This window comes from Bacteroides sp. ET71 (assembly GCF_023336905.1).
Lineage (GTDB): Bacteria > Bacteroidota > Bacteroidia > Bacteroidales > Bacteroidaceae > Bacteroides.
Map to the genome: position 1 here is coordinate 182,383 of NZ_JAMBLS010000004.1, position 23,626 is coordinate 206,008.

At 56.5% G+C, this 23,626-nt stretch carries 23 protein-coding genes; 13 read left to right on the forward strand and 10 right to left on the reverse strand.

Annotation, left to right across the window (positions count from 1 at the left end):
* Positions 1–48: 48 nt before the first annotated feature.
* Entirely contained in the window at positions 49–966 is a 918-nt protein-coding gene (locus M3090_RS04325) for a glycosyltransferase family 8 protein (RefSeq protein WP_249054157.1), read from the reverse strand.
* Between the two features lie 95 nt (positions 967–1,061).
* On the opposite strand from M3090_RS04325, the gene M3090_RS04330 reads away from it, so the two are divergent.
* From M3090_RS04330 to M3090_RS04340, 3 genes are all read left to right on the forward strand, one after another.
* Entirely contained in the window at positions 1,062–2,072 is a 1,011-nt protein-coding gene (locus M3090_RS04330) for a glycosyl transferase family 90 (protein WP_249054158.1), read from the forward strand.
* A 183-nt stretch (positions 2,073–2,255) separates the two neighbouring features.
* On the forward strand, positions 2,256–3,299 hold the full coding sequence (gene pdxB / locus M3090_RS04335; RefSeq protein WP_249054159.1) for a 4-phosphoerythronate dehydrogenase PdxB: 1,044 nt from the start codon (positions 2,256–2,258) through the stop codon (positions 3,297–3,299).
* Positions 3,300–3,382: 83 nt separating this feature from the next.
* Positions 3,383–3,862, forward strand: a complete 480-nt coding sequence (locus M3090_RS04340; RefSeq protein WP_249054160.1) for a PepSY-like domain-containing protein — start codon at positions 3,383–3,385, stop codon at positions 3,860–3,862.
* A gap of 60 nt (positions 3,863–3,922) precedes the next feature.
* Here the strand turns inward: M3090_RS04340 and M3090_RS04345 are convergent, their stop codons facing one another.
* Together M3090_RS04345 and M3090_RS04350 are read right to left on the reverse strand one after the other, a co-directional pair.
* Positions 3,923–4,276: a hypothetical protein gene (locus M3090_RS04345; RefSeq protein WP_249054161.1), complete on the reverse strand. Its 354-nt coding sequence runs from the start codon at positions 4,274–4,276 to the stop codon at positions 3,923–3,925.
* Between the two features lie 254 nt (positions 4,277–4,530).
* Positions 4,531–5,133: a phosphatase PAP2 family protein gene (locus M3090_RS04350; RefSeq protein WP_249054162.1), complete on the reverse strand. Its 603-nt coding sequence runs from the start codon at positions 5,131–5,133 to the stop codon at positions 4,531–4,533.
* A 204-nt stretch (positions 5,134–5,337) separates the two neighbouring features.
* Between M3090_RS04350 and M3090_RS04355 the strand changes: the two genes are divergently transcribed.
* The 4 genes from M3090_RS04355 to M3090_RS04370 all read left to right on the forward strand — a co-directional run bounded on the left by M3090_RS04355 (position 5,338) and on the right by M3090_RS04370 (position 9,375).
* Entirely contained in the window at positions 5,338–6,027 is a 690-nt protein-coding gene (locus M3090_RS04355) for a succinate dehydrogenase/fumarate reductase cytochrome b subunit (RefSeq protein WP_249054163.1), read from the forward strand.
* 165 nt (positions 6,028–6,192) lie between these two features.
* Positions 6,193–8,139: a fumarate reductase/succinate dehydrogenase flavoprotein subunit gene (locus M3090_RS04360; RefSeq protein WP_249054164.1), complete on the forward strand. Its 1,947-nt coding sequence runs from the start codon at positions 6,193–6,195 to the stop codon at positions 8,137–8,139.
* A gap of 35 nt (positions 8,140–8,174) precedes the next feature.
* Positions 8,175–8,546, forward strand: a complete 372-nt coding sequence (locus M3090_RS04365) for a four helix bundle protein (protein ID WP_249054165.1) — start codon at positions 8,175–8,177, stop codon at positions 8,544–8,546.
* Positions 8,547–8,619: 73 nt separating this feature from the next.
* Positions 8,620–9,375, forward strand: coding sequence for a succinate dehydrogenase/fumarate reductase iron-sulfur subunit (locus M3090_RS04370; protein WP_249054166.1), 756 nt, complete (start codon positions 8,620–8,622; stop codon positions 9,373–9,375).
* Positions 9,376–9,874: 499 nt separating this feature from the next.
* Here M3090_RS04370 and dusB read toward each other — a convergent pair whose 3' ends face one another.
* Positions 9,875–10,861, reverse strand: coding sequence for a tRNA dihydrouridine synthase DusB (gene dusB, locus M3090_RS04375; protein WP_249054167.1), 987 nt, complete (start codon positions 10,859–10,861; stop codon positions 9,875–9,877).
* 106 nt (positions 10,862–10,967) lie between these two features.
* Between dusB and M3090_RS04380 the strand changes: the two genes are divergently transcribed.
* Genes M3090_RS04380 through dprA form a run of 4 tightly spaced genes read left to right on the forward strand, consistent with a single transcriptional unit; the run spans position 10,968 to position 14,283 of the window.
* Complete coding sequence (locus tag M3090_RS04380; RefSeq protein WP_249054168.1) at positions 10,968–11,429, forward strand: DUF2059 domain-containing protein; 462 nt, start codon at positions 10,968–10,970, stop codon at positions 11,427–11,429.
* Between the two features lie 8 nt (positions 11,430–11,437).
* On the forward strand, positions 11,438–12,706 hold the full coding sequence (locus tag M3090_RS04385) for a peptidase U32 family protein (protein WP_249054169.1): 1,269 nt from the start codon (positions 11,438–11,440) through the stop codon (positions 12,704–12,706).
* A 37-nt stretch (positions 12,707–12,743) separates the two neighbouring features.
* A complete protein-coding gene (locus tag M3090_RS04390; RefSeq protein ID WP_249054170.1) occupies positions 12,744–13,154 on the forward strand; it encodes an acyl-CoA thioesterase in 411 nt (136 codons plus the stop codon).
* Between the two features lie 13 nt (positions 13,155–13,167).
* Positions 13,168–14,283: a DNA-processing protein DprA gene (gene dprA / locus M3090_RS04395; protein WP_249054171.1), complete on the forward strand. Its 1,116-nt coding sequence runs from the start codon at positions 13,168–13,170 to the stop codon at positions 14,281–14,283.
* 21 nt (positions 14,284–14,304) lie between these two features.
* Here dprA and M3090_RS04400 read toward each other — a convergent pair whose 3' ends face one another.
* Positions 14,305–15,534, reverse strand: coding sequence for an esterase (locus M3090_RS04400; protein WP_249054172.1), 1,230 nt, complete (start codon positions 15,532–15,534; stop codon positions 14,305–14,307).
* A gap of 326 nt (positions 15,535–15,860) precedes the next feature.
* On the opposite strand from M3090_RS04400, the gene M3090_RS04405 reads away from it, so the two are divergent.
* Both M3090_RS04405 and M3090_RS04410 read left to right on the forward strand, forming a co-directional pair.
* Positions 15,861–17,066, forward strand: coding sequence for a THUMP-like domain-containing protein (locus M3090_RS04405; protein ID WP_249054173.1), 1,206 nt, complete (start codon positions 15,861–15,863; stop codon positions 17,064–17,066).
* A 118-nt stretch (positions 17,067–17,184) separates the two neighbouring features.
* Positions 17,185–17,883: a CDP-alcohol phosphatidyltransferase family protein gene (locus M3090_RS04410; protein WP_249054174.1), complete on the forward strand. Its 699-nt coding sequence runs from the start codon at positions 17,185–17,187 to the stop codon at positions 17,881–17,883.
* Between the two features lie 114 nt (positions 17,884–17,997).
* Here the strand turns inward: M3090_RS04410 and M3090_RS04415 are convergent, their stop codons facing one another.
* The 5 genes from M3090_RS04415 to M3090_RS04435 are packed head-to-tail and all read right to left on the reverse strand — an operon-like array spanning position 17,998 to position 23,624.
* Entirely contained in the window at positions 17,998–20,568 is a 2,571-nt protein-coding gene (locus tag M3090_RS04415; RefSeq protein ID WP_249054175.1) for a DUF5686 and carboxypeptidase-like regulatory domain-containing protein, read from the reverse strand.
* A 9-nt stretch (positions 20,569–20,577) separates the two neighbouring features.
* Positions 20,578–21,000, reverse strand: coding sequence for an acyl-CoA thioesterase (locus M3090_RS04420; protein ID WP_249054176.1), 423 nt, complete (start codon positions 20,998–21,000; stop codon positions 20,578–20,580).
* Between the two features lie 7 nt (positions 21,001–21,007).
* Positions 21,008–21,736, reverse strand: coding sequence for a 3-oxoacyl-ACP reductase FabG (gene fabG, locus M3090_RS04425; protein WP_249054177.1), 729 nt, complete (start codon positions 21,734–21,736; stop codon positions 21,008–21,010).
* A gap of 16 nt (positions 21,737–21,752) precedes the next feature.
* Positions 21,753–23,231, reverse strand: a complete 1,479-nt coding sequence (locus M3090_RS04430; RefSeq protein ID WP_249054178.1) for a phytoene desaturase family protein — start codon at positions 23,229–23,231, stop codon at positions 21,753–21,755.
* A 15-nt stretch (positions 23,232–23,246) separates the two neighbouring features.
* Positions 23,247–23,624 carry a beta-hydroxyacyl-ACP dehydratase gene (locus M3090_RS04435; RefSeq protein WP_249054179.1) on the reverse strand — a complete coding sequence of 126 codons (378 nt, stop codon included), beginning with the start codon at positions 23,622–23,624 and terminating at the stop codon, positions 23,247–23,249.
* Positions 23,625–23,626: the final 2 nt, after the last annotated feature.

Genomic DNA, 23,626 nt, shown 5'->3' on the forward strand with positions numbered 1-23,626 from the left:
CCTTGTTTCTTTCTCATCTCCAACGACTGTGTTGTGTGACAAAAAGGACTATTTCAACCGCACGTACTTCGGCCGCCGCAATCCCACGTAGAAAGGCAACAGGCGGAAGAAACGGCGGACACGCCACCAAGGCCGGTCAAGAATACGCTCTCCTTGCCAGGGCGTCAAGTCCTGGTACTTGAAGTAAACCTCGCGCAACGGGTGCTGGCTGTCGTATTCCCACGGCTTGCGGTTGGTGAAATGCAGGATGACGGGATGACTCAACACTTCGGTCAGCCGCCCGCGCCAAGCCTCGTCCTGCTGCAAGGACAGGCGGTAGAAAGCGTCCTGCACGTTCCATTTCAAATCGACCAAACGCTTATGCCCGTGCAAGACGCTGTTCAGCAAATCCTGGTCGTTGAAGAGGATGCGCTCCGGATAGCGGTGGTAGTAGTCAGCGCACGCCCGGGGCACGTCGTGCTCGCGCCACCAGTCCAGATTGACCAGCAGCACGCCTGCGTTGAAATAAGAGTCCTCCATCGGATACTTCAGCACCTCGTAGCGCGCTGCCTCGCGGCAACCCATGTCTTCCACCGCCGCCACGCCCACGCCGTCCAGCGGAGTATCCCACAACGGGCGGACATCGCCCGTCACCACGATGTCGCAATCCAGGTAAAGCACCTTGTCGACCTCCCGTGGCAACAAGGCCGACAGGATACAGCGGTAGTAAGTGGCCATGGAGATGCGCTTGCTGAACTTGCGGATGGTGAATCCCTCCAACAACCGGAGGTCGGGCTCATAGAACAGCACCCGGCTGCCATACTTTGCAGCCAACTGTGTCAGGATGTCTTTCTCGCCGCCCGACAACCCGCGGGCAATGACATGGACGGAGAACTCTTCGCGACGGTTGTTTTCGAACAGCGAAACCAGCGTCACCGCGCAATGGCGGACGTAATGGGAGTCTATGTTGCAAGCAATGTGTATCATAATCCTGCTAATCGTTGCTGCAAAGATATAGATATAAAGAATAAAAACACTACCTTTGTCGAGAAAAAAACTTAACCGTCACAATCTATCACCCTATGAGCGACAGCATCTTCTACAAACTGCACAGCGGGAAACCTGTCAAGGCCTTGTATTTCCTGCGGAAATTCGCAGGCCTGGCCGTCCCCGACTGCTGGTATCGCGCCCGTCTGGAACGGAAATTGCAGCAGGCAAAGACACGCCCGGATTACGAATATCTGCAACAGCGCGTGGCCTACTACAACCGCATCAACACCCCGTGGCACGTCTCCGCGCCAGACAGCCTGCAACGCGACCGGAGCTGGATACACTACACCGGCGCCTTGGGCGACTACCGCCGCAAGCTGTTCCACACGGCCTATTACTTCGACCAGCACGACGTCACCCGCTGGTTCCCGCCACGCTTGCGCTGGAACTTCTGCCCCGGCGACGTCTACTTCACCCCCTCCGTGCCCACCATCGTGAAAAGCCGCCTGCTGACGGCCGACAACCAAAACTCGGTGGTGCTGAAGCTCGACAAGCTACGCCACTTCATGTACGTCTACGACACCAAACCCTTCCGCGAGAAAAAAGACTGCGCCATCTTCCGCGGGAAAATCCGTCAGAGCCGCCTGCGCACCCTCTTCCTGGAGAAATTCTTCGGCCATCCGCTGTGCGACTGCGGCGTGGTGGGACGCAACGAAGGCTGCCCCGACGAATGGATGACCCCCAAAAAGACCATCCGCGAACACCTGGACTACAAGTTCATCATCGCGCTGGAAGGAAACGACGTAGCCTCCAACCTGAAATGGGTGATGTCGTCCAACTCATTGGCCGTCATGACCCGCCCCACCTGCGAGACCTGGTTCATGGAAGGCACACTGAAGCCCGACTACCACTACGTAGAGGTCAAAGAAGACTTCTCGGACTTTGAAGAAAAACTGCGCTTCTACATCGACCACCCGGAAAAGGCCGAAGAAATCATCCGCCATGCCCACGAATACGTGGCCCAGTTCCGCGACAACCGGCGCGAAGAACTGCTGCAACTGATGGTGCTCGACCAGTACTTCAAGACCAGCGGACAACGGTGACACACCCAGGCGCTCTCTCTGCCCCGGACAAAGCCCGCCCCTGGCGCAGCACAGCCATGCTTCCTGTCCGCCAGCACCATCTGCGGTAAAGAATCTTGCAAAAAAAGGAACCATCCGAGCCGTTTTCCGCCCAAGAAAGCGTATATTTGCAGCCCGAAAACCGAAAGGAGACAAGAATAATATATGAGAATCATTGTCGATAACAAAATCCCCTTCATCCGCGAAGCCGTGGAAAGTATTGCCGATGAAGTAATCTACGCCGCCGGCAACGAATTTACGCCGGAACTTGTCAAAGAGGCCGATGCCCTCATCATCCGCACACGCACACGCTGCGACAGGCAACTGCTGGAAGGCAGCCGCGTGCAGTTCATTGCCACGGCCACCATCGGCTTCGACCACATAGACACCGACTATTGCCGCCAGGCCGGCATCGAATGGGCCAACGCACCGGGATGCAACGCCGCTTCTGTGGGCCAATACATCCACTCGGTCCTGCTGCTGCTGCAACTGAAGCGCGACAAACCCCTGGCCGGACTCAACATGGGCATCGTAGGCGTGGGACACGTGGGCAGCATCGTAGCCGAAGTGGCCAGCGACATGGGGCTGAAAGTCCTGCTGAACGACCCCCCACGCGAAGAAACAGAAGGCTCCGGACGCTTCCACTCGCTGCACACCCTGGCACAAGAATGTGACATCATCAGCTTCCACACCCCACTGGCGCGCGAAGGGAAATACCCCACCTACCACCTGGCCGACGCATCATTCTTCGCCTCACTCCGACGCAAACCCGTGTTCATCAACACCTCGCGCGGAGAAGTGGCCGACACGCAAGCCCTGCTGGCAGCCCTGGACAACGGACAGGTGTCCGACGCCGTCATCGACGTCTGGGAAAACGAGCCCGACATCGACCGCACCCTCCTGCAACGGGCCTTCATCGGCACCCCACACATCGCCGGCTACTCGGCCGACGGCAAAGCCAACGCCACACGCATGGCACTGACCGCCCTGTGCCGCCACTTCGGCATCAAGCCCGACTTCCACATCGTACCGCCCAAACCCGCCAACCTCATCATCACGGCCTCGAACGAAACAGAAGCCTGCCTGCAAATCTACGACCCCCGACGCGACAGCAACGCGCTGAAAGAACATCCCGAACGCTTCGAGGCACTGCGAGGAGACTATCCCCTGCGGCGCGAACGGCAAGCCTACTTGTTCAAACAAGGATAAAGGAGCTAAAAAATCCAACATTCCCAAATCTTTCCCAAATCGCTTCTTACCTTTGCCACAGAAACCTAAAACAAATAAGTGATATGAAAAAAGAAGTGATAAAAAGAGTAAAGAACGTGTGGATGCTGCTCCTGGCAGGCATACTGACCCTCGGGCTGCAAAGCTGCGACGACGATGACAACAACGACAACGTGGCACCCACCACAGAACTGCAAGCCGCCTTCAGCGCCCGCTTCCCAGGCGTAGACCCCAACCGCGTGGAATGGGAATGGGACGGACAAATGAACGCCTACGAAGCCGACTTCTGGGAAAACAACCTGGAGAAATCGGCCTGGTTCTCCGAAGCCAACGAATGGCTGATGACAGAAACAGACTACAACTATCCCTACACCGGAGTGCCGCAGGCCGTGATAGACGCCGCCAATGCCTCCAACCCGGACTACCGCCTGGAGGACATCGACCTCATCGAAACCCCGGACGGCTCTTACTACCTGGTGGAAAAAGAGTTGGGCGAACGTGACATCTACCTGTCCTTCGCCGCCGACGGCACGCCGCTCTCCTAAACCTCGACAAATGATTTGCCAAACAATCAGGGTGGAAGTTTCCTAAGCTTCCACCCTGATTCATGTCACCCCCAAGTCGCGGTACACCCGCCCGGCATAATAATAAGCCTCGGGCAACAGTCGGCGGTCGCCCTCCTGCTCGTAATAATCCAACACAGGGCGGATAATACTGTCCGACATATGGGTGACATACGCCTTGTCCGCCGCCTTCACCGTCAGCAGCCGGTAATACATCCGCACCCGTTCGGGCACGGTCGGAACACTGTCTGCCCACCCGTCCAACAGCCGCAGCGCACTGTCCGGCGCCACTTCTGCCAGCGAATCGGCCTGCAACAGCACACGGGGATACCTACCCTCACGGCAAGCGCAAAGGCAGAGGCAGCAGGCCAGAAGCACGTAAAATGAAGTCGGCATTTTCATAAGCACAAACATAGCAACCTGCTGCAAAGATAAGCATTAAAAACTGCCAACCACCTTGTCTGCACAATTTTTTGTCGGAGACAGAAAGACGGCATCCGCCCCCATCTGCAAGGTTGCATTTACCTTCCAAAGTCGTACTTTTTCCGTTTCTTGTTCGAGTCTATGGACTCGAACAAAGAACGACTTTGGAACGAATTTGGTACGACTTTGGTAGGAATCGAGTAGGTAGTGTACTTGTGTAAAGATTTTTAATCACCGAAGAGCCAACGGTTCAGCCAGCGGTTGATGTAGACATTGGCCACGGCCAGCCCTGCGCCGATGGCCGCGCCCGCCAGTACGTCGGACGGGTAGTGCACGCCTTCGTTCATGCGCGACACGCCTACCGAACAGGCCCACAAGGCGGAGGGGGCTATGACGTACCACTTGGGGTAGCGGATGCTGAGCGAAGTGGCCAGGGCAAAGGCCGTGGCCGTGTGGCCGGAGGGGAACGAGGGACTGCTCTCCAGGCTGTAGGGATGCACGCGGTCGGGATAGCGTTCGTAGGGGCGGTCGCGCCCCACGAGGTACTTCAGGCCGTAGGTGACGACAAAGGCGCCTGCCACACTGGTGCCTACGTAGACGGCGTCTTTCAGCAGGTCGCGGTCGTCCTTAATCCAAGCCGTCAGGGCCATGGCCACAGGGATGCCCACGGCCAGGTAGGGTTCGGACTTCGACACCACCTTATTATAATCGCGTATGAACCGCCCGTCCCAACTGTTGACACGGTGCACGGTATTGATGTCCCAGTTCTGGGCCGACAGGGGGCACAAGAGGGGAAGCAGGAAAGCGAAGAATAAAAGATATCTTTTCATAATCAACACATCGACCGGGCAAAGATACGCATTTTAACGATAGAGCCAAGAGGCAGGCTGCCGATAATGCACCTACAATGCGGAATTATTTCTTTAATCGCTTGTTTGATAAAGGTTTTTCATATACTTTTGCAAGGAGTTAGCAGAATCGGCCTTGCCAATGACATTTTCTAAACAATTTAAATAACTTTAATTCAATCATTTATGTGGTTAAGTAATTCATCTGTAGGAAGGAAAGTGGTGATGAGCGTTACCGGTATCGCCCTTGTCCTGTTTCTGACGTTTCACATGGCGATGAATCTGGTTGCCCTCATCTCTGCCAACGGGTACAACTGGATTTGTGAGTTCCTGGGAGCAAACTGGTATGCGCTGGCCGGCACCATCGGCTTGGCTGTTTTGTTCATCATCCACATCATCTATGCTTTCTGGCTGACGATGCAAAACCGCCGTGCACGCGGCAGCGAACACTATGCTGTGACAGAACGCCGCAAGGAAGTGGAATGGGCTTCGCAAAACATGCTGGTGCTGGGGCTCATTGTCATTCTCGGACTGATTCTGCACTTGGTCAATTTCTGGTCGAAGATGCAGTTGCCTGAACTGATGCACCAGATGGGCATGCATGCCGATACGCTGACGCTGGCTTATGCTGCCGACGGCGTGCATCACATCGCAAACACGTTTGCCAACCCCGTCTTTGTCATTCTGTACCTCATCTGGCTGGCAGCCCTGTGGTTCCACCTGACTCATGGCTTCTGGAGCGCCATGCAGACGCTGGGCTGGAACAACAAAGTCTGGATCAACCGCTGGCAGTGCATCTCCAACATCTATTCTACCATCGTCGTATTGTGCTTCGCATTGGTAGTTGTTGTATTCTACATCAAATCACTCATTTAATCAGTTAACGAGTTAACGAGTCTACAAGTTAACAAGTTAACGAGTCAACAAGAAGACAAGGCCCTCGTAGTCTGAAGCTTCGCCAACTCGTCAACTAAAAAAAGGTACATGGTTCCTCATAGCCTGAAGCCTTGTCAACTCGTCAACTAAAAAAAATAAGACATTATGACCAAGATAGATTCAAGAATACCGGAAGGTCCGGTAGCTGAGAAATGGACCAACTATAAAGCTCACCAGAAATTGGTTAACCCCGCCAACAAGCGCCGCCTGGACATCATCGTGGTGGGCACGGGCCTGGCAGGTGCCAGCGCAGCCGCCTCGCTGGGCGAAATGGGTTTCAAAGTATTCAACTTCTGCATCCAGGATTCTCCCCGTCGCGCACACTCCATCGCCGCACAGGGTGGTATCAATGCAGCCAAGAATTACCAGAATGACGGCGACTCTGTGTACCGCCTGTTCTACGACACAGTGAAGGGCGGTGACTACCGCGCCCGCGAAGCCAACGTTTACCGCTTGGCCGAAGTCTCCAACAACATCATCGACCAGTGCGTGGCACAAGGCGTGCCTTTCGCCCGTGAATACGGCGGTACATTGGCCAACCGCTCGTTCGGTGGCGCACAGGTATCGCGTACGTTCTACGCCAAAGGCCAGACGGGCCAGCAGTTGCTGCTGGGCGCTTATTCGTCTTTGAGCCGCCAGGTGGCAGCCGGCAATGTGAAGCTGTTCACACGCTACGAAATGCAAGACGTGGTCATCATCGACGGACGTGCACGCGGTATCATTGCCAAGAATCTGGTGACGGGCAAACTGGAGCGTTTCGCCGCACACGCTGTGGTCATCGCTACCGGTGGTTACGGCAATACTTACTTCCTGTCTACCAACGCTATGGCCTGCAACTGTTCGGCTGCTATGGCCTGCTACCGCAAAGGTGCGTTGTTTGCCAATCCGGCATACGTACAGATTCACCCGACATGTATTCCCGTACACGGCGACAAGCAGTCTAAGCTGACGCTGATGTCCGAGTCTCTGCGTAACGACGGCCGCATCTGGGTGCCCAAGAAGCTGGAAGATGCCAAGAAGCTGCAGGAAGGCACGCTGCAAGGCAAGGACATCCCCGAAGAAGACCGCGACTATTATCTGGAGCGCCGTTATCCGGCCTTCGGTAACCTGGTGCCGCGCGACGTGGCCAGCCGTGCCGCCAAGGAACGTTGCGACAAGGGTTATGGTGTGAACAACACAGGCCTGGCCGTGTTCCTGGACTTCTCCGAGGCTATCAACCGTCTGGGCAAGGATGTGGTGGCACAGCGCTACGGCAATCTGTTTGACATGTACGAGGAAATCACGGACGTATCGCCTTACGAGAACCCGATGATGATTTATCCCGCCATCCACTATACAATGGGCGGCATCTGGGTAGACTACGAACTGATGACCACTATCAAGGGTCTGTTTGCCATCGGCGAATGTAACTTCTCTGACCACGGTGCCAACCGTCTGGGTGCATCGGCTCTGATGCAGGGTCTGGCCGACGGTTACTTCGTATTGCCTTACACCATCCAGAACTACCTGGCTGACCAAATCACGGTTCCCCGCTTCTCGACAGACTTGCCTGAATTTGCCGAGGCAGAGAAAGCCGTACAAGCCAAGATTGACCACCTGATGGGTATCAAGGGTAAGAAGTCTGTTGACTCTATCCACAAGGAACTGGGCCACGTGATGTGGGAATACGTCGGCATGGGCCGCACGGAAGCCGGTTTGAAGACTGCCCTGACCAAGCTGAAGGAAATCCGCAAGGAGTTTGAGACCGAGCTGTTCATCCCGGGCGACAAGGAAGGCATGAACGTCGAGCTGGACAAGGCTATCCGCCTGAACGACTTCATCACGATGGGCGAACTGATTGCCTACGATGCCCTGAACCGCAACGAAAGCTGCGGCGGCCACTTCCGCGAAGAATATCAGACGGAAGAAGGCGAGGCTAAACGTGATGACGAGAACTACTTCTATGTGGCTTGCTGGGAATACCAGGGCAGCGATGACAAGGCTCCGGTGATGTACAAAGAGCCGCTGGTTTATGAAGCCATCAAGGTACAGACGCGTAACTATAAATCATAAGTTTTTGAGTTTATAAGTTATTGAGTTTATAAGTTATGGGAACTTATAGGGATTTATTGGCATGGCAGAAAGGCATCAAGCTGGCCAAAGCTGTTTATCAGCTTACTGCCAATTATCCCTTAGACGAACGCTTTGGATTGTCAAACCAAATGCGAAGATGTGCCGTTTCAATTCCTTCCAACATAGCAGAAGGATTTGGAAGAAGTTCCAATAAGGAATTAATTCAATTCTTATATATATCCTTAGGTTCTTCAAACGAACTGGACACGCAACTGACCATTTCTTACGAACTGTCCTACATATCAGGGAACCAGTTCCAAGAAATAGGAAAATTAAACTGCGAGGTCAGCAAAATGTTGCAGTCCTTGATCTATAGAAGAAAGGATGGATTAGACTCAAACTCTTAAAACATAATCAAAAATTCGGTGAGTGTAAGAACTTATAAACTTAAAAACTCACCAACTAAAAAACTTAAAAGCTATGGATAAAAATATATCATTCACCCTTAAAGTTTGGCGTCAAAAGGGCCCGAAGGCACAAGGCGCATTCGAAACCTACGAAATGAAGGACATCCCGGGCGATACGTCGTTCCTGGAGATGATGGACATCCTGAACGAACAACTCATCAGCGAAGGTAAAGAGCCCGTGGTGTTCGACCACGACTGCCGCGAAGGCATCTGCGGCATGTGCTCGCTCTACATCAACGGTCATCCGCACGGCCCGGCACAAGGCGCTACGACGTGCCAGATTTACATGCGCCGCTTCAACGACGGCGACGTCATCACCGTAGAACCGTGGCGTTCGGCCGGTTTCCCGGTCATCAAGGACCTGATGGTGGACCGCACGGCATACGACAAAATCATGCAGGCCGGTGGTTACGTAAGCGTCAACGCAGGTGCTGCGCAGGATGCCAACGCCATCCTCATCCCGAAGACCATTGCCGACGAAGCCATGGATGCCGCCAGTTGCATCGGTTGCGGTGCCTGCGTGGCTGCTTGTAAGAACGGCTCGGCCATGCTGTTCGTGTCGGCCAAGGTGAGCCAGTTGAACCTGCTGCCGCAAGGCAAGCCCGAGGCTCTGCGCCGCGCCAAGGCCATGCTGGCCAAGATGGACGAGCTGGGCTTCGGCAACTGCACCAACACCCGCGCCTGCGAGGCTGAGTGCCCGAAGAACGTCTCCATCAGCAACATCGCCCGCCTGAACCGCGACTTCATCCGCGCCAAGCTGAAAGATTAATCAGACTCCTTTCTACATTTGATTAATATCAACAAGAAGTCTCCTCATGCCCTCAGAGGCGGAGGGGACTTTTTTTATGGAAACGGCCTGGAAGGCACAAAAGGGGAATAAATGGCTGTCCGGGCAACTAACCGGCAGGAGAAAAAGCGAAACGGAAGCGCGACCCGGGGTAAAATGAACTTTAAAAGCATTTAATAGATTTAAAATTCCGGACAAAAACGAGAAGATTATTTGCAGTAATAATCAGAAAACGCTATTTTCGCACCGTGATTTTTTTCATAGTATTAGATTTAAGGTTAACAAAAGGTTGGGCTCGGCGGAGCCCATTTTTATTTTCTGCCCTCTGCAACGCTGTCCTTGAAAAATCTTCCCGACAATAGAAAAAACGCCTCTGACCGGCAAGTAAAAAAGCCGGCCGCAAGTGAGGCCGCGGCAGGCACCAGCCACGGCTCTTCCGAACAGGGAAGCCCGCTCTTGCGGGCAAGTGCCAAACCCTCGTTCAGCCGATGCCCAGCAGGGGTTCTATCTGCCGGAAGATGTCATACAACTCGGCCTGCGTTTCGGCCCGCAGCATGGCAATGCGCGTCTCGCGAAAATTGGGGATACCCTTGAACAGCGGGCTGGCGGCCAAGTGGCGACGGACGTGCAAGATGCCGCGCCGCTCGTCCAGCAGGCGCACGCTGTCGTCCACTTCACGGCGGAGCACATCCAGTTTCCACGCCGGTGTCAGTCCCTGCAACTCCTCCCCGGTCTGCAAGTAATGCTTGATTTCCTTGAAAATCCACGGGCGGCCGAAACTGGCACGCCCCACCATGATGCCGTCTACGCCGTAACGCTCAAAACATTCCTGCGCCCGCTGGGGGGTAGTGATGTCTCCGTTGCCAATGATGGGGATGTGCATGCGCGGATTGGCTTTCACCTCGCCGATAAGCGTCCAGTCTGCCTCACCCGTGTACATCTGTGCGCGGGTACGGCCATGGATGGTGAGGGCGGCAATGCCGCAATCCTGAAGCTGTTCGGCCAGGGTGACGATGATTTTGCTGTCTGCATCCCACCCCAGGCGCGTCTTGACGGTGACGGGCAGGCGGACTGCCTCGACCACGGCACGGGTGATGTCCAGCATGAGCGGGACGTTGCGCAACATCCCGGCTCCGGCGCCTTTGCCTGCCACACGCTTGACGGGACAGCCGAAGTTGAGGTCGATGACATCGGGCCGAGCCTGCTCTACGATGCGGGCAGCCTCGACCATCGTATCTACGTCGCGCCCGTAGATTTGAATGGCCACGGGACGTTCGGCATCGCTGATGTTAAGCTTCTGTTCGGTCTTGCTGACCGCACGTATCAGGGCATCGGCCGAGACAAACTCGGTGTACACCATGTCGGCACCAAACTCCTTACACATCAGGCGGAAGGCCGGGTCGGTGACGTCTTCCATCGGGGCCAGCAGCACAGGACGCTCGCCCAAGTCAATAGAGGCAATCTTCATATCTTCGTCGTTTTTAGGGGGCAAAGGTACGGAAAATCCACGCCCGCCGTATGGCAATCACGGGAAAAGCCGTATCTTTGTCCATCAATCTTTAAATTCAAACAACATGAAAAAGTTATTCATAGGAGCACTTGTCCTGGCAACCGCTCTGTTCATCCACATTCCGAACGCCGCGGCACAGGAGGCAAACAGTGAATACAAACAAGCATTGCAGGAGTTCATGAGCGCTTCGGGATCGCTGGAAAGCATGAACCAGCTCCTCCCGCAACTGATCAACATGGTTAAGACAACCGGTCCCAGTTTGCCCGACAGCTATTGGAAATCCGTGGAAGATAAGATGCGAGGCAAATTCAAGAACAAGATAATCGAAGGCTACGTGCCCATCTACCAGAAATACCTCACGCTGGACGAGCTGAAGCAAATCACCGCGTTCTATCAGACACCCATCGGGAAGAAGCTCGCCAAATCTTCTCCTGCCATCATGATAGAAGGCGCACAGTTAGGGCAGAAGCTGGGCATGGAAATGTTTAAAGAAATAGAGGAAGAAGCCAAAAACTACAAGCCGTAACCGCAAGAATGAATCAGAAAGACTTCGAAATAATGGCCCCCGTAGGCTCGCGCGACTCACTGGCCGCTGCCATCCAGGCCGGAGCCGACTCCATCTACTTCGGCATCGAGAACCTGAACATGCGCGCCCGTTCGGCCAGTACGTTCACCATCGACGACCTGAAGGAGATAGCCCACACGTGTGAACAGCACGGCATGAAGAGCTACCTGACCGTCAACACCATCATCTACGACCAGGACATCGCGCTGATGCGCACCATCGTCGACGCTGCCCACGAGGCCGGCATCTCCGCCATCATTGCCGCCGACGTGGCCGTGATGACCTACGCCCGCAGCATCGGTCAGGAGGTGCACCTCAGCACCCAGCTCAACATCTCGAACGCGGAGGCCCTGCGCTTCTATGCCCAGTTTGCCGATGTCGTCGTGCTGGCCCGCGAACTCAATCTGGAGCAAGTGGCCGAGATTCACCGCGCCATCGTTGAAGACAACATCTGCGGCCCCTCGGGACAGCCCGTACGCATCGAAATGTTCTGCCACGGCGCCCTGTGCATGGCCGTCAGCGGCAAGTGTTACCTCTCCCTGCACCAGATGAACCACTCGGCCAACCGCGGCGCCTGCATGCAAGTGTGCCGCCGCTCGTACGTGGTGCGCGACAAAGAGACAGACGCCGAACTGGAGATTGACAACCAATATATCATGTCACCCAAAGACCTGAAAACCATCCACTTCCTCAACAAAATGATGGATGCCGGCGTGCGCGTCTTCAAGATAGAAGGCCGGGCACGCGGACCAGAGTACGTCCGTACCGTCGTGGAGTGCTACAAGGAGGCCATCCGCGCCTACCTGGAAGATTCCTTCACCGACGAACGGGTGGAAGACTGGAACCGCCGGCTGGCCACCGTCTTCAACCGCGGATTCTGGGACGGCTACTACCTGGGGCAACGCCTGGGAGAATGGACACACCACTACGGTTCGGCAGCTACCGAGCGCAAAATTTACGTAGGTAAGGGTGTGAAATACTTCTCCAACATCGGCGTGGCCGAGTTCTTGGTGGAAGCCGCCGAACTGAACACAGGCGACAAACTGCTCGTCACCGGTCCCACCACAGGAGCCCTCTACCTCACCGCCGACGAGATGCGCGTCGACCTCCAGCCCGTGGCCACCGTCCACAAAGGGGAACACTTCTCCATCAAATGCGACAAGATACGCCCCAGCGACAAGCTCTACAAGCTGGTTTCGACGGAGGAACTGAAACGGTTCAAAGGACTGGCCAACTAACCAACTAAAGAATAAAAAACACGTATACCCCCAGCTTATGACCCACTATATCCACGAACTCCGACTGAAGGTACGCGACTACGAGTGCGACCTGCAAGGCATCGTCAACAACGCCAACTACCAGCACTATCTGGAACATGCACGCCACGAATTTCTCCTCTCTACGGGAGCCGGCTTTGCGGAACTGCACCGCCAAGGCATCGACCCGGTCGTGGCACGTATCACCCTGTCTTTCAAGACACCGCTGCGCAGCGGTGACGAGTTTATCTGCAAACTCAATTTGCGGAAAGAAGGCATCAAATATGTCTTCGAACAGGACATCTATCGCGCTTCGGACAATAAACTCGCTTTGAAAGGAATCGTAGAGGCTGTATGCGTGATTAACGGGCGCCTGGGGCAAAGCGAACTGTTCGACCGACTGTTTGCCCCTTATTTGAAAGAAGCTTAACCTTGCAGATACCATGAACTACTCTGACGAACGCCTTTGTTGCATAGCATTGACTCTTTGCGAAGGCATCGGAACGCTGACCGCACAGCGTCTGGTGAAGGTTGCAGGCAGTGCGGCCGATGTCTTTGCCCGGCGCAACGAACTGACTCAACTTTGTCCCGATATACAGCCCAATGTCTTGAAGGCCCTTGACACTCCGGGGACTTTCGACCGCGCCGAACGGGAACTTGCCTTTGCCGAAAAACATGGCATCGACTGCCTTACGCCGAACGATGTGCACTATCCTGCCAGGTTACGGCAATGCGAAGATGCCCCGCTTTTCCTTTTCTCCAAAGGGAACGCCGACCTCAATAGCCTGCGTGTAGTCAGCATAGTAGGCACGCGCCATGCCACAGAGTATGGCAGACAATTCTGCAACGAATTCATACGCGACATCGCTGCGGTTTGCCCCGACCTGCTCGTGGTCAGCGGACTGGCCTATGGCATTGACATCGCCGCCCATCGTGCCGCCTTGGCAGAGCAGCTTCCGACGGTAGCAGTCCTGGCTCACGGATTGGACCGCATCTATCCGTCTGCCCACCGGAAAACGGCCACGGAAATGCTGGCACGCGGCGGTTTGCTGACGGAGTTTCTGACAGGAACAGAACCCGAACGTTACAATTTCATCAGCCGGAACCGCATCGTTGCAGGCATGGCCGATGCAGTCATTGTGGTGGAATCCGGCGCGAAAGGTGGCTCACTCATTACTGCTGACCTGGGCAACGGATACAACCGGGAATGTTTCGCCGTCCCAGGCCGGGTGAACGACGAGCAATCGGAAGGTTGCAACAGCCTCATCCGGGACAACAAGGCTGCTCTGATAGAAAACGCAGAAGATTTCGTAAATGCCATGGGCTGGAACACAACGGCCGCCAAACCTGCCCCGATACAGCGCACCCTGTTTCAAGAACTGACGGAAGAGGGAAACCGCATCGTGCAGTTGCTTGCACAGCACGGGGACTTGCAAATCAATGCCCTGACGGTGGAAAGCAACCTGCCCATCAGCCAACTTAGCGGCGTACTTTTCGAACTGGAGATGAAAGGCATCATAAAAGCCCAGGCAGGCAATGTATATCACCTCCTGGGCTAAAAGAATGGTTGCACAGCCGATTTACTTGAACAGCTTTTGCGTGAACTCGGTCAGGTAGATGCGCCAGTTGCGCCAGATGTGTCCGCCCTCCGTCTCTACATATTCATACGGATACCCCTTCGCATCGAGGAACCGACGATAGTCGGCATTGACCTGATAAAGAAAATCGTCCTTGCCAATGGCAATCCAATAAAGTTTGGGACGGGCGCCAAACAAGGCCGCCATCTCCTGCCCGAACTGCGGGTCGCTGTTCATTTGGTCTAACGCAGAACCTTTGCGGTCGTTGCTGCCACCCAGGAAGATGGCCGAAGAGAACAGTCCCACGTAGTCGAACATCGTCGGATACATTTTGGAGATGGCAAACGAATGACCGCCGCCCATCGACAGTCCGCAGATGGCACGATGGGCCTTTCCCTTCAGCACACGATAATGCTTCTCCACATACTTCACGATGTCGGGGAAACTTTCTTCCATCGAAGCGACAGGCTTGGGCGACATGTGCCCCATGAACGTGGGTTTGTACATGCCACGCGACCATTCGCCCGGTGCAGCCTCGCAGTTGGGGTTGCCGTTGGGCATCACCACAATCATGGGTTTCACGCGTCCGGCCGCAATAAGGTTGTCCATAATCTGTGCGGCACGCCCCAACGTAGTCCATGCGTCCTCATCGCCTCCGGCGCCGTGCAGCAGGTAGAGCACCGGATACCGGTGTTTTCCGTCCTCATAGCCCGCAGGCGTGTAGACGGTCATGCGGCGGTTCATCTTCAGCGTGGGGCTTTCGTACCAGACTTTGGAGACATTGCCATGCGGCACGTCGTTCACGCTGTACAGGTCGCCCGTGTCGCCCGGCTCGTCTTCCACAATAAAGATATTGGTATAAGAAGCGATGTCGCGACACATGTAGACGTTGGACGGGTCGAGATAGTCCATGCCGTCCACCCGGAACTTATAAGAATACAATTCCGGCGCCAGAGGTTGCGACGTGTAGGTCCACAGGCCGTTCTTTCCTTCTTTCAGCGAAGCCACGCCCGGCGCTTCCATCTCGCCTTCGGGAATAGAAATCTTCGCAGGCGGCAGGAAATCGCCTGTCACCTCCACCTTCACCGCTTTGGGAGCGTAGAGGCGGAATGTCACTGTGCCGTCTTCCTTCACCTCGGGCGAGACAATCTCGTTGCCGCTGAACAAGGCTTGCTGTGCCCACGAAGCAAGAGCCAGCAACGAGCTAAGCGCTAAAGTCAATAATCTTCTCATACGAATCGTTTTTTAAAGTTAATAATATAGACATTCATTATACCCATAGAGCAACTTGCCAGGCCGGACGTTTCCGATGGCCGCCAAGCCACCACGCTCCAGCAAAAGCTTCTGGAGGCCGGATGCCACGCACAACGAGACTCCATGCCGGCACATGCAGCAGAAGCTGATGGCGGTCTGCACCACCGAAAGGCTTGGGCTGACTTCTGCTCACAAAAGTAATAAAATCAGATGAAACTTCGTCCGGCTAACAACAGAAAAGAAGCCCGAAGCCGCCGAAGCAGCGAAAAAATAACCTATCTTTGCATTTGTAAACCGATTTCTCTATGCTTCTGAACGAAGAAACCCTCCGCTTCATCCGCCAGCATGCCGCAGACGACGCGCGCACCCTGGCCCTGCACGCCCACCCCGAACCCGGCGTCGACCTGCCGGCAGCCGTGGCGCAGATTGCCGGCCGAAAGGTGCTGGCCGACAAGGTGCCGACCTGGGCGGCCGTCGACGACATTGTCTGCCCACCGCGCCTGTCTCTGGAGCAATGCTCGTCCGAGGCAACGGCACACCACAAGGCCGGCATCGTGCAACGGTTCGGCGGAAAGCGCCAACGGCTGGCCGACCTGACGGGCGGACTGGGTGTGGACTGCTCTTTCCTGGCGCCACTCTTCGAAGAAGTGGACTATGTGGAACGACAAGAGGTGCTTTGCGAACTGGCCGCACACAATTTTCCCCGGCTGGGCCTGACGCACATCCGCGTGCACCGGGCGGAGGCTACGGAGTTTCTGGAAGGGCTGTCCGCCGACTGGATTTTCCTCGACCCGGCGCGGAGAGACGCGCACGGGGGCAAGACGGTGGCCCTGGCCGACTGCGAACCGGACGTCACGCGGCTGGAAGACCGCCTGCTGGCCTGTGCGCCCCGCGTGCTGCTGAAGCTGTCGCCCATGCTGGACCTGACGCTGGCCCTGCACCAACTGGGGCGGGTGTGCGAAGCGCACGTCGTGGCCGTGGACAACGAGTGCAAGGAACTGTTGCTGGTGCTGGAGCGCGACTGTCCCGCCGGAGATGCCGACCGCGTGCCCATCCACTGCACCAACCTGCGCAGCGGCGCTCCCGCACAAACCTTCACCTTCACCCGACAGGCCGAGCAGAACGCCGCCTGCCCGCTGGCCGAAGCGCCCGGCATCTATCTCTACGAGCCCAACGCTGCCCTGTTGAAAGCCGGTGCTTTCCGCAGCCTGACGCAAGCATACGGAGTGAGCAAGCTGCATCCCAGCAGCCACCTCTACACGTCGGACTGCCTGGCAGAAGACTTCCCCGGCCGCCGCTTCCGCATCGTGGGCTGGAGCGGTTTCGGCAAGAAGGAGCTCAAGGCATTGCTGGGCGGCGAGCGGCAGGCCAACCTCAGCGTCCGCAACTTCCCCGCCCCGGTAAGCGAACTGCGCAAACGGCTCCGCCTGGCCGACGGGGGCAGCATCTACCTGTTTGCCACCACCCTGTCCGACGGACGGAAGGCGCTGATTCGTGCCGAAAAAGCCTGAATCCTTCCCCACGGCCAACCATCAGACCATTTGTAAGCCCGTTTACGACACTGTTTTGTGAAGCGGATGCCCTACTTTTGGGTTCAATTCATTTCAGTCAAAAAAAACAGAATACGTTATGGGAAAAGAAACATCTCGGAGGATACAGACCTCTATACTGAATGCAGGTGAAAAGAAACTGTTAATCTGGCTGGCCCGGCGTCAGCCACGTTGGATGACCTCGGACACACTGACCTATCTGGGCGTGTTCGGTTCGCTGTTGTTCGTCGTGGGAGGCGTCCTGTCCAACCAATGCGTCGAATGGTTGTGGCTGTCGTCTTTCGGCCTCTTCATCCATTGGTACGGCGACAGCCTGGACGGCACGCTGGCGCGCGTTCGCAACACCCAGCGCCCGGTCTACGGTTTTTTCATCGACCACACGCTGGACGCCATCACCACGTTTTTCATCTTTCTGGGCGCCGGCCTTTCGCCAGTGTTGCGCATGGACGTGTCGCTGTTGGGACTGGCCGGATACCTGTGCCTGGCCATCTACACCTATGTCTGCACCATCCTGAAAGGTGAGTTCCGGCTGACGTATGCGGCTTTCGGGCCGACGGAGTTCCGTTTGCTGCTCATCCTCATCAACACGGTCTTCATCTACGCACCGTGGGCCAAGTTGCGTTTCGACGTGGGTGGCGGAATCATCTTGGGAACGTTCGACTTCGTCGGTCTGGGTGTGGCCCTCATCTTGTTCCTGATATTCCTGGTACAGTTCCTTCGCGACAAACGCGAACTGGGCACCCAAGACCCGCTGAAGCCTTTCGACGGCGAAAAGTAAACGCCGGACACGAGGCACAGCTCTTCCGAACACGAGGCACGGCTCCTGCGCACTCCGGGCAAAACCGTTGTGGGCAAGAGGCGTGCCTCGCATTTTACAGCCGGCAGGCATGTGTCAGAAAGAAAGCTGCATGGTGGCCCTGACGCCGCGCACCTGAATGTCGGGATGATTCCGATAGTTCAGACGCCAGACGTAGTCCAGGCGAAGGAAGTTGAAGATGTTTTCGATGCCTACGCTGGCTTCCATATAAGGCGCCCGCCCCATGCGTTGGGTGACAGAAGGGAAAGCGTATAGTCCTTCGCCGTTCTGCGCCGGGTCGTTCTTGTCCGTCAGATGCCCCCAAAGGCCGCGGAAGCAGAACACCTCGCGCCAGCGCAGTTTCTTGATGAGCGGGATGCGGTTCAGCAAGGCGCCGTTCATGTAGTACGTCAAGTCCCACGACAAGTATTCGTCGTTGATGAACTCCAGCGCGTTCATGTTGGTGTAAGTTTCCGGCTGGATGGTGTAAGTCGTATTGGCGTTGGGCAAAATCAGCAGCGGATAGGGCACGCGCGTCCACACCTTCCCTCCCTTCAGCAAGGCATCCAGGTAGCCGAAGGCGGAAAACCAGAAGCGCTTCCGCATCCCCACCTCCGTGCGTTGGTAATCGAAAGACGACCCACAGAAACCTTTCTTCGCCATCACGTGGCTCAGGTTGAAGATGAGTGCGTCGTAGGTGATGGGGATGCGTTGGGTACGGGTCTGGTAGAACTTCTCCCCGCGCCCGTAGCGGAAGCGCAATTCCAGCTCTGTCATGTCGTAATGAGCCACCGGAGTCAGCGTCGTGCCGTCCGCGCCGATGCGGTCGAAGCGGGCATAAGGCGTGGCCTCTTCGCGCAGGTTGCGCACCGTGGCGCCGTACGAGATGCCGTTGTAGTGTTCGCGCGTATAAGTCAGTTCGGCTTTGCGCAGGTAGGTGGCGATGTTGTCCTTCTTGCGTTTGATGGCCAACATCACGTTGTCCTTGCTCGTGTACATGTAGTTTTGCCCCAGCTTGTTGAGGTCGTACATGTATTCGAACCTGAGCGAGTGTTGCGGAAACTCCAGCCGGAAATCCTTCCGCGGGGTGAAAGAATACTCCACCAGCCCGTCGTACTTCATCTTCCGGTCTTTCGTGCCATAGGCGGCATAACCCTCCAGAAACCAGTGGCGGTCGAACTGGGGCGTCGTCCCTCCCCCCAGACGGAAGCGGGCACCCTCGATGGCATTGCCGTTGATGGTACTGTTCATCGGCCCCAAGTCAAACTTGTTCTTCTCCGGGTTCTTGTTCGTAGGGATATAGCCCGACACGAGGGTGGTCACCACCTTCTCGGCAAAGTAGAAAATGGGGACAGAGCGCAGCCGCTGCATCAGCTTGTCCACGCCGTTGGGATTCTTCCGGCGTGCCATCTCCGGGCGATTCTCCGTCCAGAACATATCGGAACGCCGGTAAGCATCTTCCTGCTCCACCACGGGAGCCGGCTGGTCGAAAAGAGCCGCCTCTTCGGCGCCTGGCGGCTCAAAGCTATGCCCCCTGTACACGTTCAACCGTTGGGCATACATCCCCTTCGATTTCTCCGTCAGCTTGAAGTTCACACGGATGTCATCCTTCGTGATAAGGCGCGTGCTGTCGGCCGTACGGCGGAACTCCTGCTCTATGCTCATGTGCGAGACGAAGTTGAGGTTGATGTCCTTGGCCACATTCAGTACGGCGCGCCTCACAAAGTAAGTCGAGTCGAGCGCCACATAAAGATGGCCCGTGAAACCAAACGATTCGGAGTTGAAAGGCACGAAGCCCAAGTCCATGCACGGCTGGCCGGCCACCTGCACCGTGTCCAACAGGTAATACTTGTAGAAGGCAGGACCCAACGTAGACAGCGGACTGACGAAACGTTGCAGAAACAAGGGAATGTTGTTCTGAAAGATATCCACCTCGCGGAACGCTTCGTTCAGGAATTGCTGGATGCCCTCGCGCGAGAACACTTCGTCCACACCTGCCGACTTGCTGCCCAGCAACAAGACTTTCTCACTCTTCGGGTCGCGGCGGTAAAAGACGCGCTCCAAGCGTTCGCGCTCCGACACTGGCAGAACGGTCGTTCCGGTCTCCAGCGTATCTACGAACTCGTTCACAAAATCGAACTTCCCCGACGTTTTCCCCTCTTTCTTGGGCTTTGGGGTATATTCGTTCAGGGCAAAAATCATGCGCTGGTAGCGTTCGTAGCTGAAATAGTCGTGGTCGCGGGGCACATGGGCATCGCGGCGGGCAATGACCTTCCGGACAAATTCCACCGCCGGATTCCCCCGCCGCCGGTAACGCTCCCGGCCGGGCTTGATGACCACTTCCTCCAAAGCGATGCTGCTGGGCGACAAACGGATGTCCAGTCCGCGGGCAGCCTCCTTGCGGACGGGTATCCGCTTCGTGTCATACCCCATGTAGGACACTTCCAGCACGTGGCTGCCCGCCGCATTTGAAAAGGACAAAGAGAAGCGCCCCGCGTCATCGGTCTGCGCGCCAGTGTACGTGCCCTCCCACACCACTGCGGCGTAAGGCAAGGGCTCGCCCGTGATGGAGTCTGTCACTGTACCGGTGACAGACAGGCGCTGCGCCAGAAGCCAGGTTGTCCCCCAGTAGAGAAAGAAACATAACAGTAAGATTTTCTTTGTCATAGTTGCAGTTTAATCCTTCAAGAAACGCGCTTGCCAGCGGGTGTAATAGTCAGGCTTGTCCGTCAGCAGTTCGCCGTGCGGGTCGATGAAAAGCTGCGTGGTCTCTGCCGTGCAGCACAACGCCCCGTCGCGTTCCCGGTAAATCTCATAGCTGAAGTCCAAGCGGGCACCGGGTTTGCAGACATAACGCGTATGCACCTCTGCCACATCGTCCAGGCCCAACGGGGCCAGGTAGCGCACGTGCAAGTCGTAGACCGGAGCGTAAATGCCCGACCGGCTGATGTCGGCATAGCCTATGCCCGGATAACGCCGGCCGAACGACTCGCGCCCGTCTTCCAGGTAGCTGACGTAAGAGCCGTGCCAGACGCACCCCATAGCATCGGTCTCGCCGAACTTCACGCGGATGCGACAGATGTCTTCCAAGAGTTTCATAGATGGTTCAAGTATAAAGTCCGCCATTGATGGATACTACCTCACCCGTGATGTAAGCCGCAGCAGGCGACACCAGAAAGCCTACCAGCTCGGCCACCTCGTCGGGTGTACCCAGACAGCCCAGGGGGATGGCCTTTTTCAGTTCGGCCTCGTCCAGCCCCTCCAGCATGTCCGTCTGGATGAAACCGGGTGCCACGGCGTTGACAGTGACGCGTTTGCGGGCAACCTCCAGCGCCAACGACTTGGTGGCGGCAATCAGTCCGCCCTTGGCAGCGGCGTAGTTGCTCTGTCCCGCCATACCCTTGAGGCCGGTGACACTGGCCACGTTGACGATGCGCCCGTTCTTATGCAACTGCATGGCCGGCAAAAGGGCCTGCGTCACGTGAAAGAAGCCGTTCAGCGTGATTTCGAGCACCCGGCTCCAGTCTTCTTCGGGCATCAAGGCCATCACATGGTCACGACGGATGCCCGCATTGTTCACCAGCACTTCGATGTATTCGTCGGGGTGTTCCGTCTCCCAGGCTTCCAAGGCGCGGCTCACCTGCTGGCGGTCTGCCACGTCAAACATCAGAATCTCGCCGTCGCCCCCTTCGAGGCGTACCTGGTCGAGCGTATTTTTGGCCTCCGCCGCGTTGTGCACATAGTTAATGAGCACCTTATAGCCCATTCGGGACAACTTCAGGCTGACAGCCCGCCCGATGCCGCGGCTTCCTCCTGTAACCAATGCGTACTTCATTCTTCTTCCTTATTCTTTATTTATTTAATACATTGTTCCATATCCATTCTTTCCCCAACAGCTCCGCACACGTCTGCAAGGCCGTCATGGTGACTCCGTGTACTCCGTGCAACGCCAGGTTTTGCCCCGTCAGCCAGAGATTGGGCAAAGGGGTGCGGGGCGACAGCAAAGCCATCAGCGGCTGGCGGAAATCTTTCTGCAGCCCGTAGGCCGAACCTTGAGGGGTGCAGGTGTAATCGCGGAACGTCAGCGGTGTACTGACGTAACACGCTTCCACCAGCGTACTGATGCCCGGAATGACGCGTCCGGCCAAAGCCAGACATTCGTCGGCCAGGCGACGCTTCAAAGCCAGATAGTCTTCGCCCCGACGGCCCACCGTAGTATCGGCCCAGCGCCGGCAGTGTTCCCACGTCAGGGGAGTGAGCAAATCCAACTGCCGCGCATAACCGTCGTCCGGCACGGGACTGCTCAGCAAGACGCCTCCCACGGGACCTTCGTCCAGGTAAAATTCCCACGCATCGCGCCCCGCATAGACATAATGGTTGCAGTTCCGGTAGGGCAAGGCGCGCGGCTTCAGACGAAGCGACACGGTGCAAAGCCCGAAAGTGTTGTCTGCTGCCGTCAAGCGATGGCGATAGGATTTGCGCAAGACGCGGCTGTTTTCCAACCACGTGCACGTGACGGCGGGATGGACGTCGCTCAGGAAAGCGTCGGCCTCGTAGACCTCTCCGTCGGCGCAGCGTGCCGCCACCAGGCGCCCGTCTTTCTCCACCAGTTCCTGCACCTCGGCCCGGCAAAGCACCGTGCCCCCGCATTGCCTGATGCCGGACACCAGGCGCCTGACGATTTGCTCGCCACCGCCCCGCAAACGCCAGCTTCCTTCCAAATAGCCCGCCTGGCAATGAGCGAAAGAGAACAGGGGCAAGGACTGACGGCGCAATTCCATGGTCAATGCGTTGCCGCCCAAGACTTCGCGCAACAGCGGGTCGCGAAAGTGTTCCTGCACATAGTCCCAGGCACCTGTCTCCAGCAAACGTCCGAAGAAAGCAGCCGACTTGCCGTTGTCCGCCGGGGTCCATTCGTCAAACTGCCGACGCAACACTTCTTGCAACAGGTCCGCATAACGGCGCAGCGCCTCCCGTTCGGCCGGGAACTCGGCGGTCAAAGCCTCGACAAACGCGTCGAAACCCTGCATGATGGGAAAAGTGCGCCCGCCAATCATCACCAGGTCAAAAGCCTTGTCCATACGCTGCCAAGGCAGGTCGGCCAGGCCCAGGTAGCAGAAGACGGGGTACAACGATTCGCCCTCGCCCACTCCGCCTACGTAGTGAAAACCCGTGTCGAAAGACAAGCCGTCGCGCCGGTAGCTCTGCAAGCAACCGCCCGGCTGGGTGCCGCGTTCCAGCACCAGCACGCGGCGTCCTGCCCGCGACAAGAGGTAGCCACACTCCAGACCGCCCAAACCGGCTCCTATGACGATAACATCGTATTTCATCCTTCCGTTCTTTGCTCAATAGGGCAGCATCTCGCCCTTGTATTCCACGTAGACGCAGCCGCCACTGCTCACACGCGCCACGACCTGCCACTTACCGGAAGCAGGCGTCGCACTCAGGCTGACATCGACTTCGGGAGAAAGGTCTGGCGAGGCTATTGCCGTGAAGCGGCACTGCGAAATGGTATGAATGTGCAGCCGTTGCCCCACGAAGCGCTCGGCACACCGACGTATCAGCTCGACGTTGCAGACACCCGGGCACACCGGATGACCGGGAAAGTGTCCGCGATAAACCTCGCAATCGGGCAACAATGCCACGCGGAACATGGCGCCGCTGTCTGACGGAGTCGTGCCCAACAGGCGGTAATAACTGTTTTCAAAGGATTGTACTGCCATAA

Coding starts and splice junctions, on each gene's coding strand:
- M3090_RS04325 (WP_249054157.1), bottom strand. CDS start 966: ATGATACACATTGCTTGCAACATAGACTCCCATTACGTCCGCCATTGC.
- M3090_RS04330 (WP_249054158.1), top strand. CDS start 1,062: ATGAGCGACAGCATCTTCTACAAACTGCACAGCGGGAAACCTGTCAAG.
- pdxB (WP_249054159.1), top strand. CDS start 2,256: ATGAGAATCATTGTCGATAACAAAATCCCCTTCATCCGCGAAGCCGTG.
- M3090_RS04340 (WP_249054160.1), top strand. CDS start 3,383: ATGAAAAAAGAAGTGATAAAAAGAGTAAAGAACGTGTGGATGCTGCTC.
- M3090_RS04345 (WP_249054161.1), bottom strand. CDS start 4,276: ATGCCGACTTCATTTTACGTGCTTCTGGCCTGCTGCCTCTGCCTTTGC.
- M3090_RS04350 (WP_249054162.1), bottom strand. CDS start 5,133: ATGAAAAGATATCTTTTATTCTTCGCTTTCCTGCTTCCCCTCTTGTGC.
- M3090_RS04355 (WP_249054163.1), top strand. CDS start 5,338: ATGTGGTTAAGTAATTCATCTGTAGGAAGGAAAGTGGTGATGAGCGTT.
- M3090_RS04360 (WP_249054164.1), top strand. CDS start 6,193: ATGACCAAGATAGATTCAAGAATACCGGAAGGTCCGGTAGCTGAGAAA.
- M3090_RS04365 (WP_249054165.1), top strand. CDS start 8,175: ATGGGAACTTATAGGGATTTATTGGCATGGCAGAAAGGCATCAAGCTG.
- M3090_RS04370 (WP_249054166.1), top strand. CDS start 8,620: ATGGATAAAAATATATCATTCACCCTTAAAGTTTGGCGTCAAAAGGGC.
- dusB (WP_249054167.1), bottom strand. CDS start 10,861: ATGAAGATTGCCTCTATTGACTTGGGCGAGCGTCCTGTGCTGCTGGCC.
- M3090_RS04380 (WP_249054168.1), top strand. CDS start 10,968: ATGAAAAAGTTATTCATAGGAGCACTTGTCCTGGCAACCGCTCTGTTC.
- M3090_RS04385 (WP_249054169.1), top strand. CDS start 11,438: ATGAATCAGAAAGACTTCGAAATAATGGCCCCCGTAGGCTCGCGCGAC.
- M3090_RS04390 (WP_249054170.1), top strand. CDS start 12,744: ATGACCCACTATATCCACGAACTCCGACTGAAGGTACGCGACTACGAG.
- dprA (WP_249054171.1), top strand. CDS start 13,168: ATGAACTACTCTGACGAACGCCTTTGTTGCATAGCATTGACTCTTTGC.
- M3090_RS04400 (WP_249054172.1), bottom strand. CDS start 15,534: ATGAGAAGATTATTGACTTTAGCGCTTAGCTCGTTGCTGGCTCTTGCT.
- M3090_RS04405 (WP_249054173.1), top strand. CDS start 15,861: ATGCTTCTGAACGAAGAAACCCTCCGCTTCATCCGCCAGCATGCCGCA.
- M3090_RS04410 (WP_249054174.1), top strand. CDS start 17,185: ATGGGAAAAGAAACATCTCGGAGGATACAGACCTCTATACTGAATGCA.
- M3090_RS04415 (WP_249054175.1), bottom strand. CDS start 20,568: ATGACAAAGAAAATCTTACTGTTATGTTTCTTTCTCTACTGGGGGACA.
- M3090_RS04420 (WP_249054176.1), bottom strand. CDS start 21,000: ATGAAACTCTTGGAAGACATCTGTCGCATCCGCGTGAAGTTCGGCGAG.
- fabG (WP_249054177.1), bottom strand. CDS start 21,736: ATGAAGTACGCATTGGTTACAGGAGGAAGCCGCGGCATCGGGCGGGCT.
- M3090_RS04430 (WP_249054178.1), bottom strand. CDS start 23,231: ATGAAATACGATGTTATCGTCATAGGAGCCGGTTTGGGCGGTCTGGAG.
- M3090_RS04435 (WP_249054179.1), bottom strand. CDS start 23,624: ATGGCAGTACAATCCTTTGAAAACAGTTATTACCGCCTGTTGGGCACG.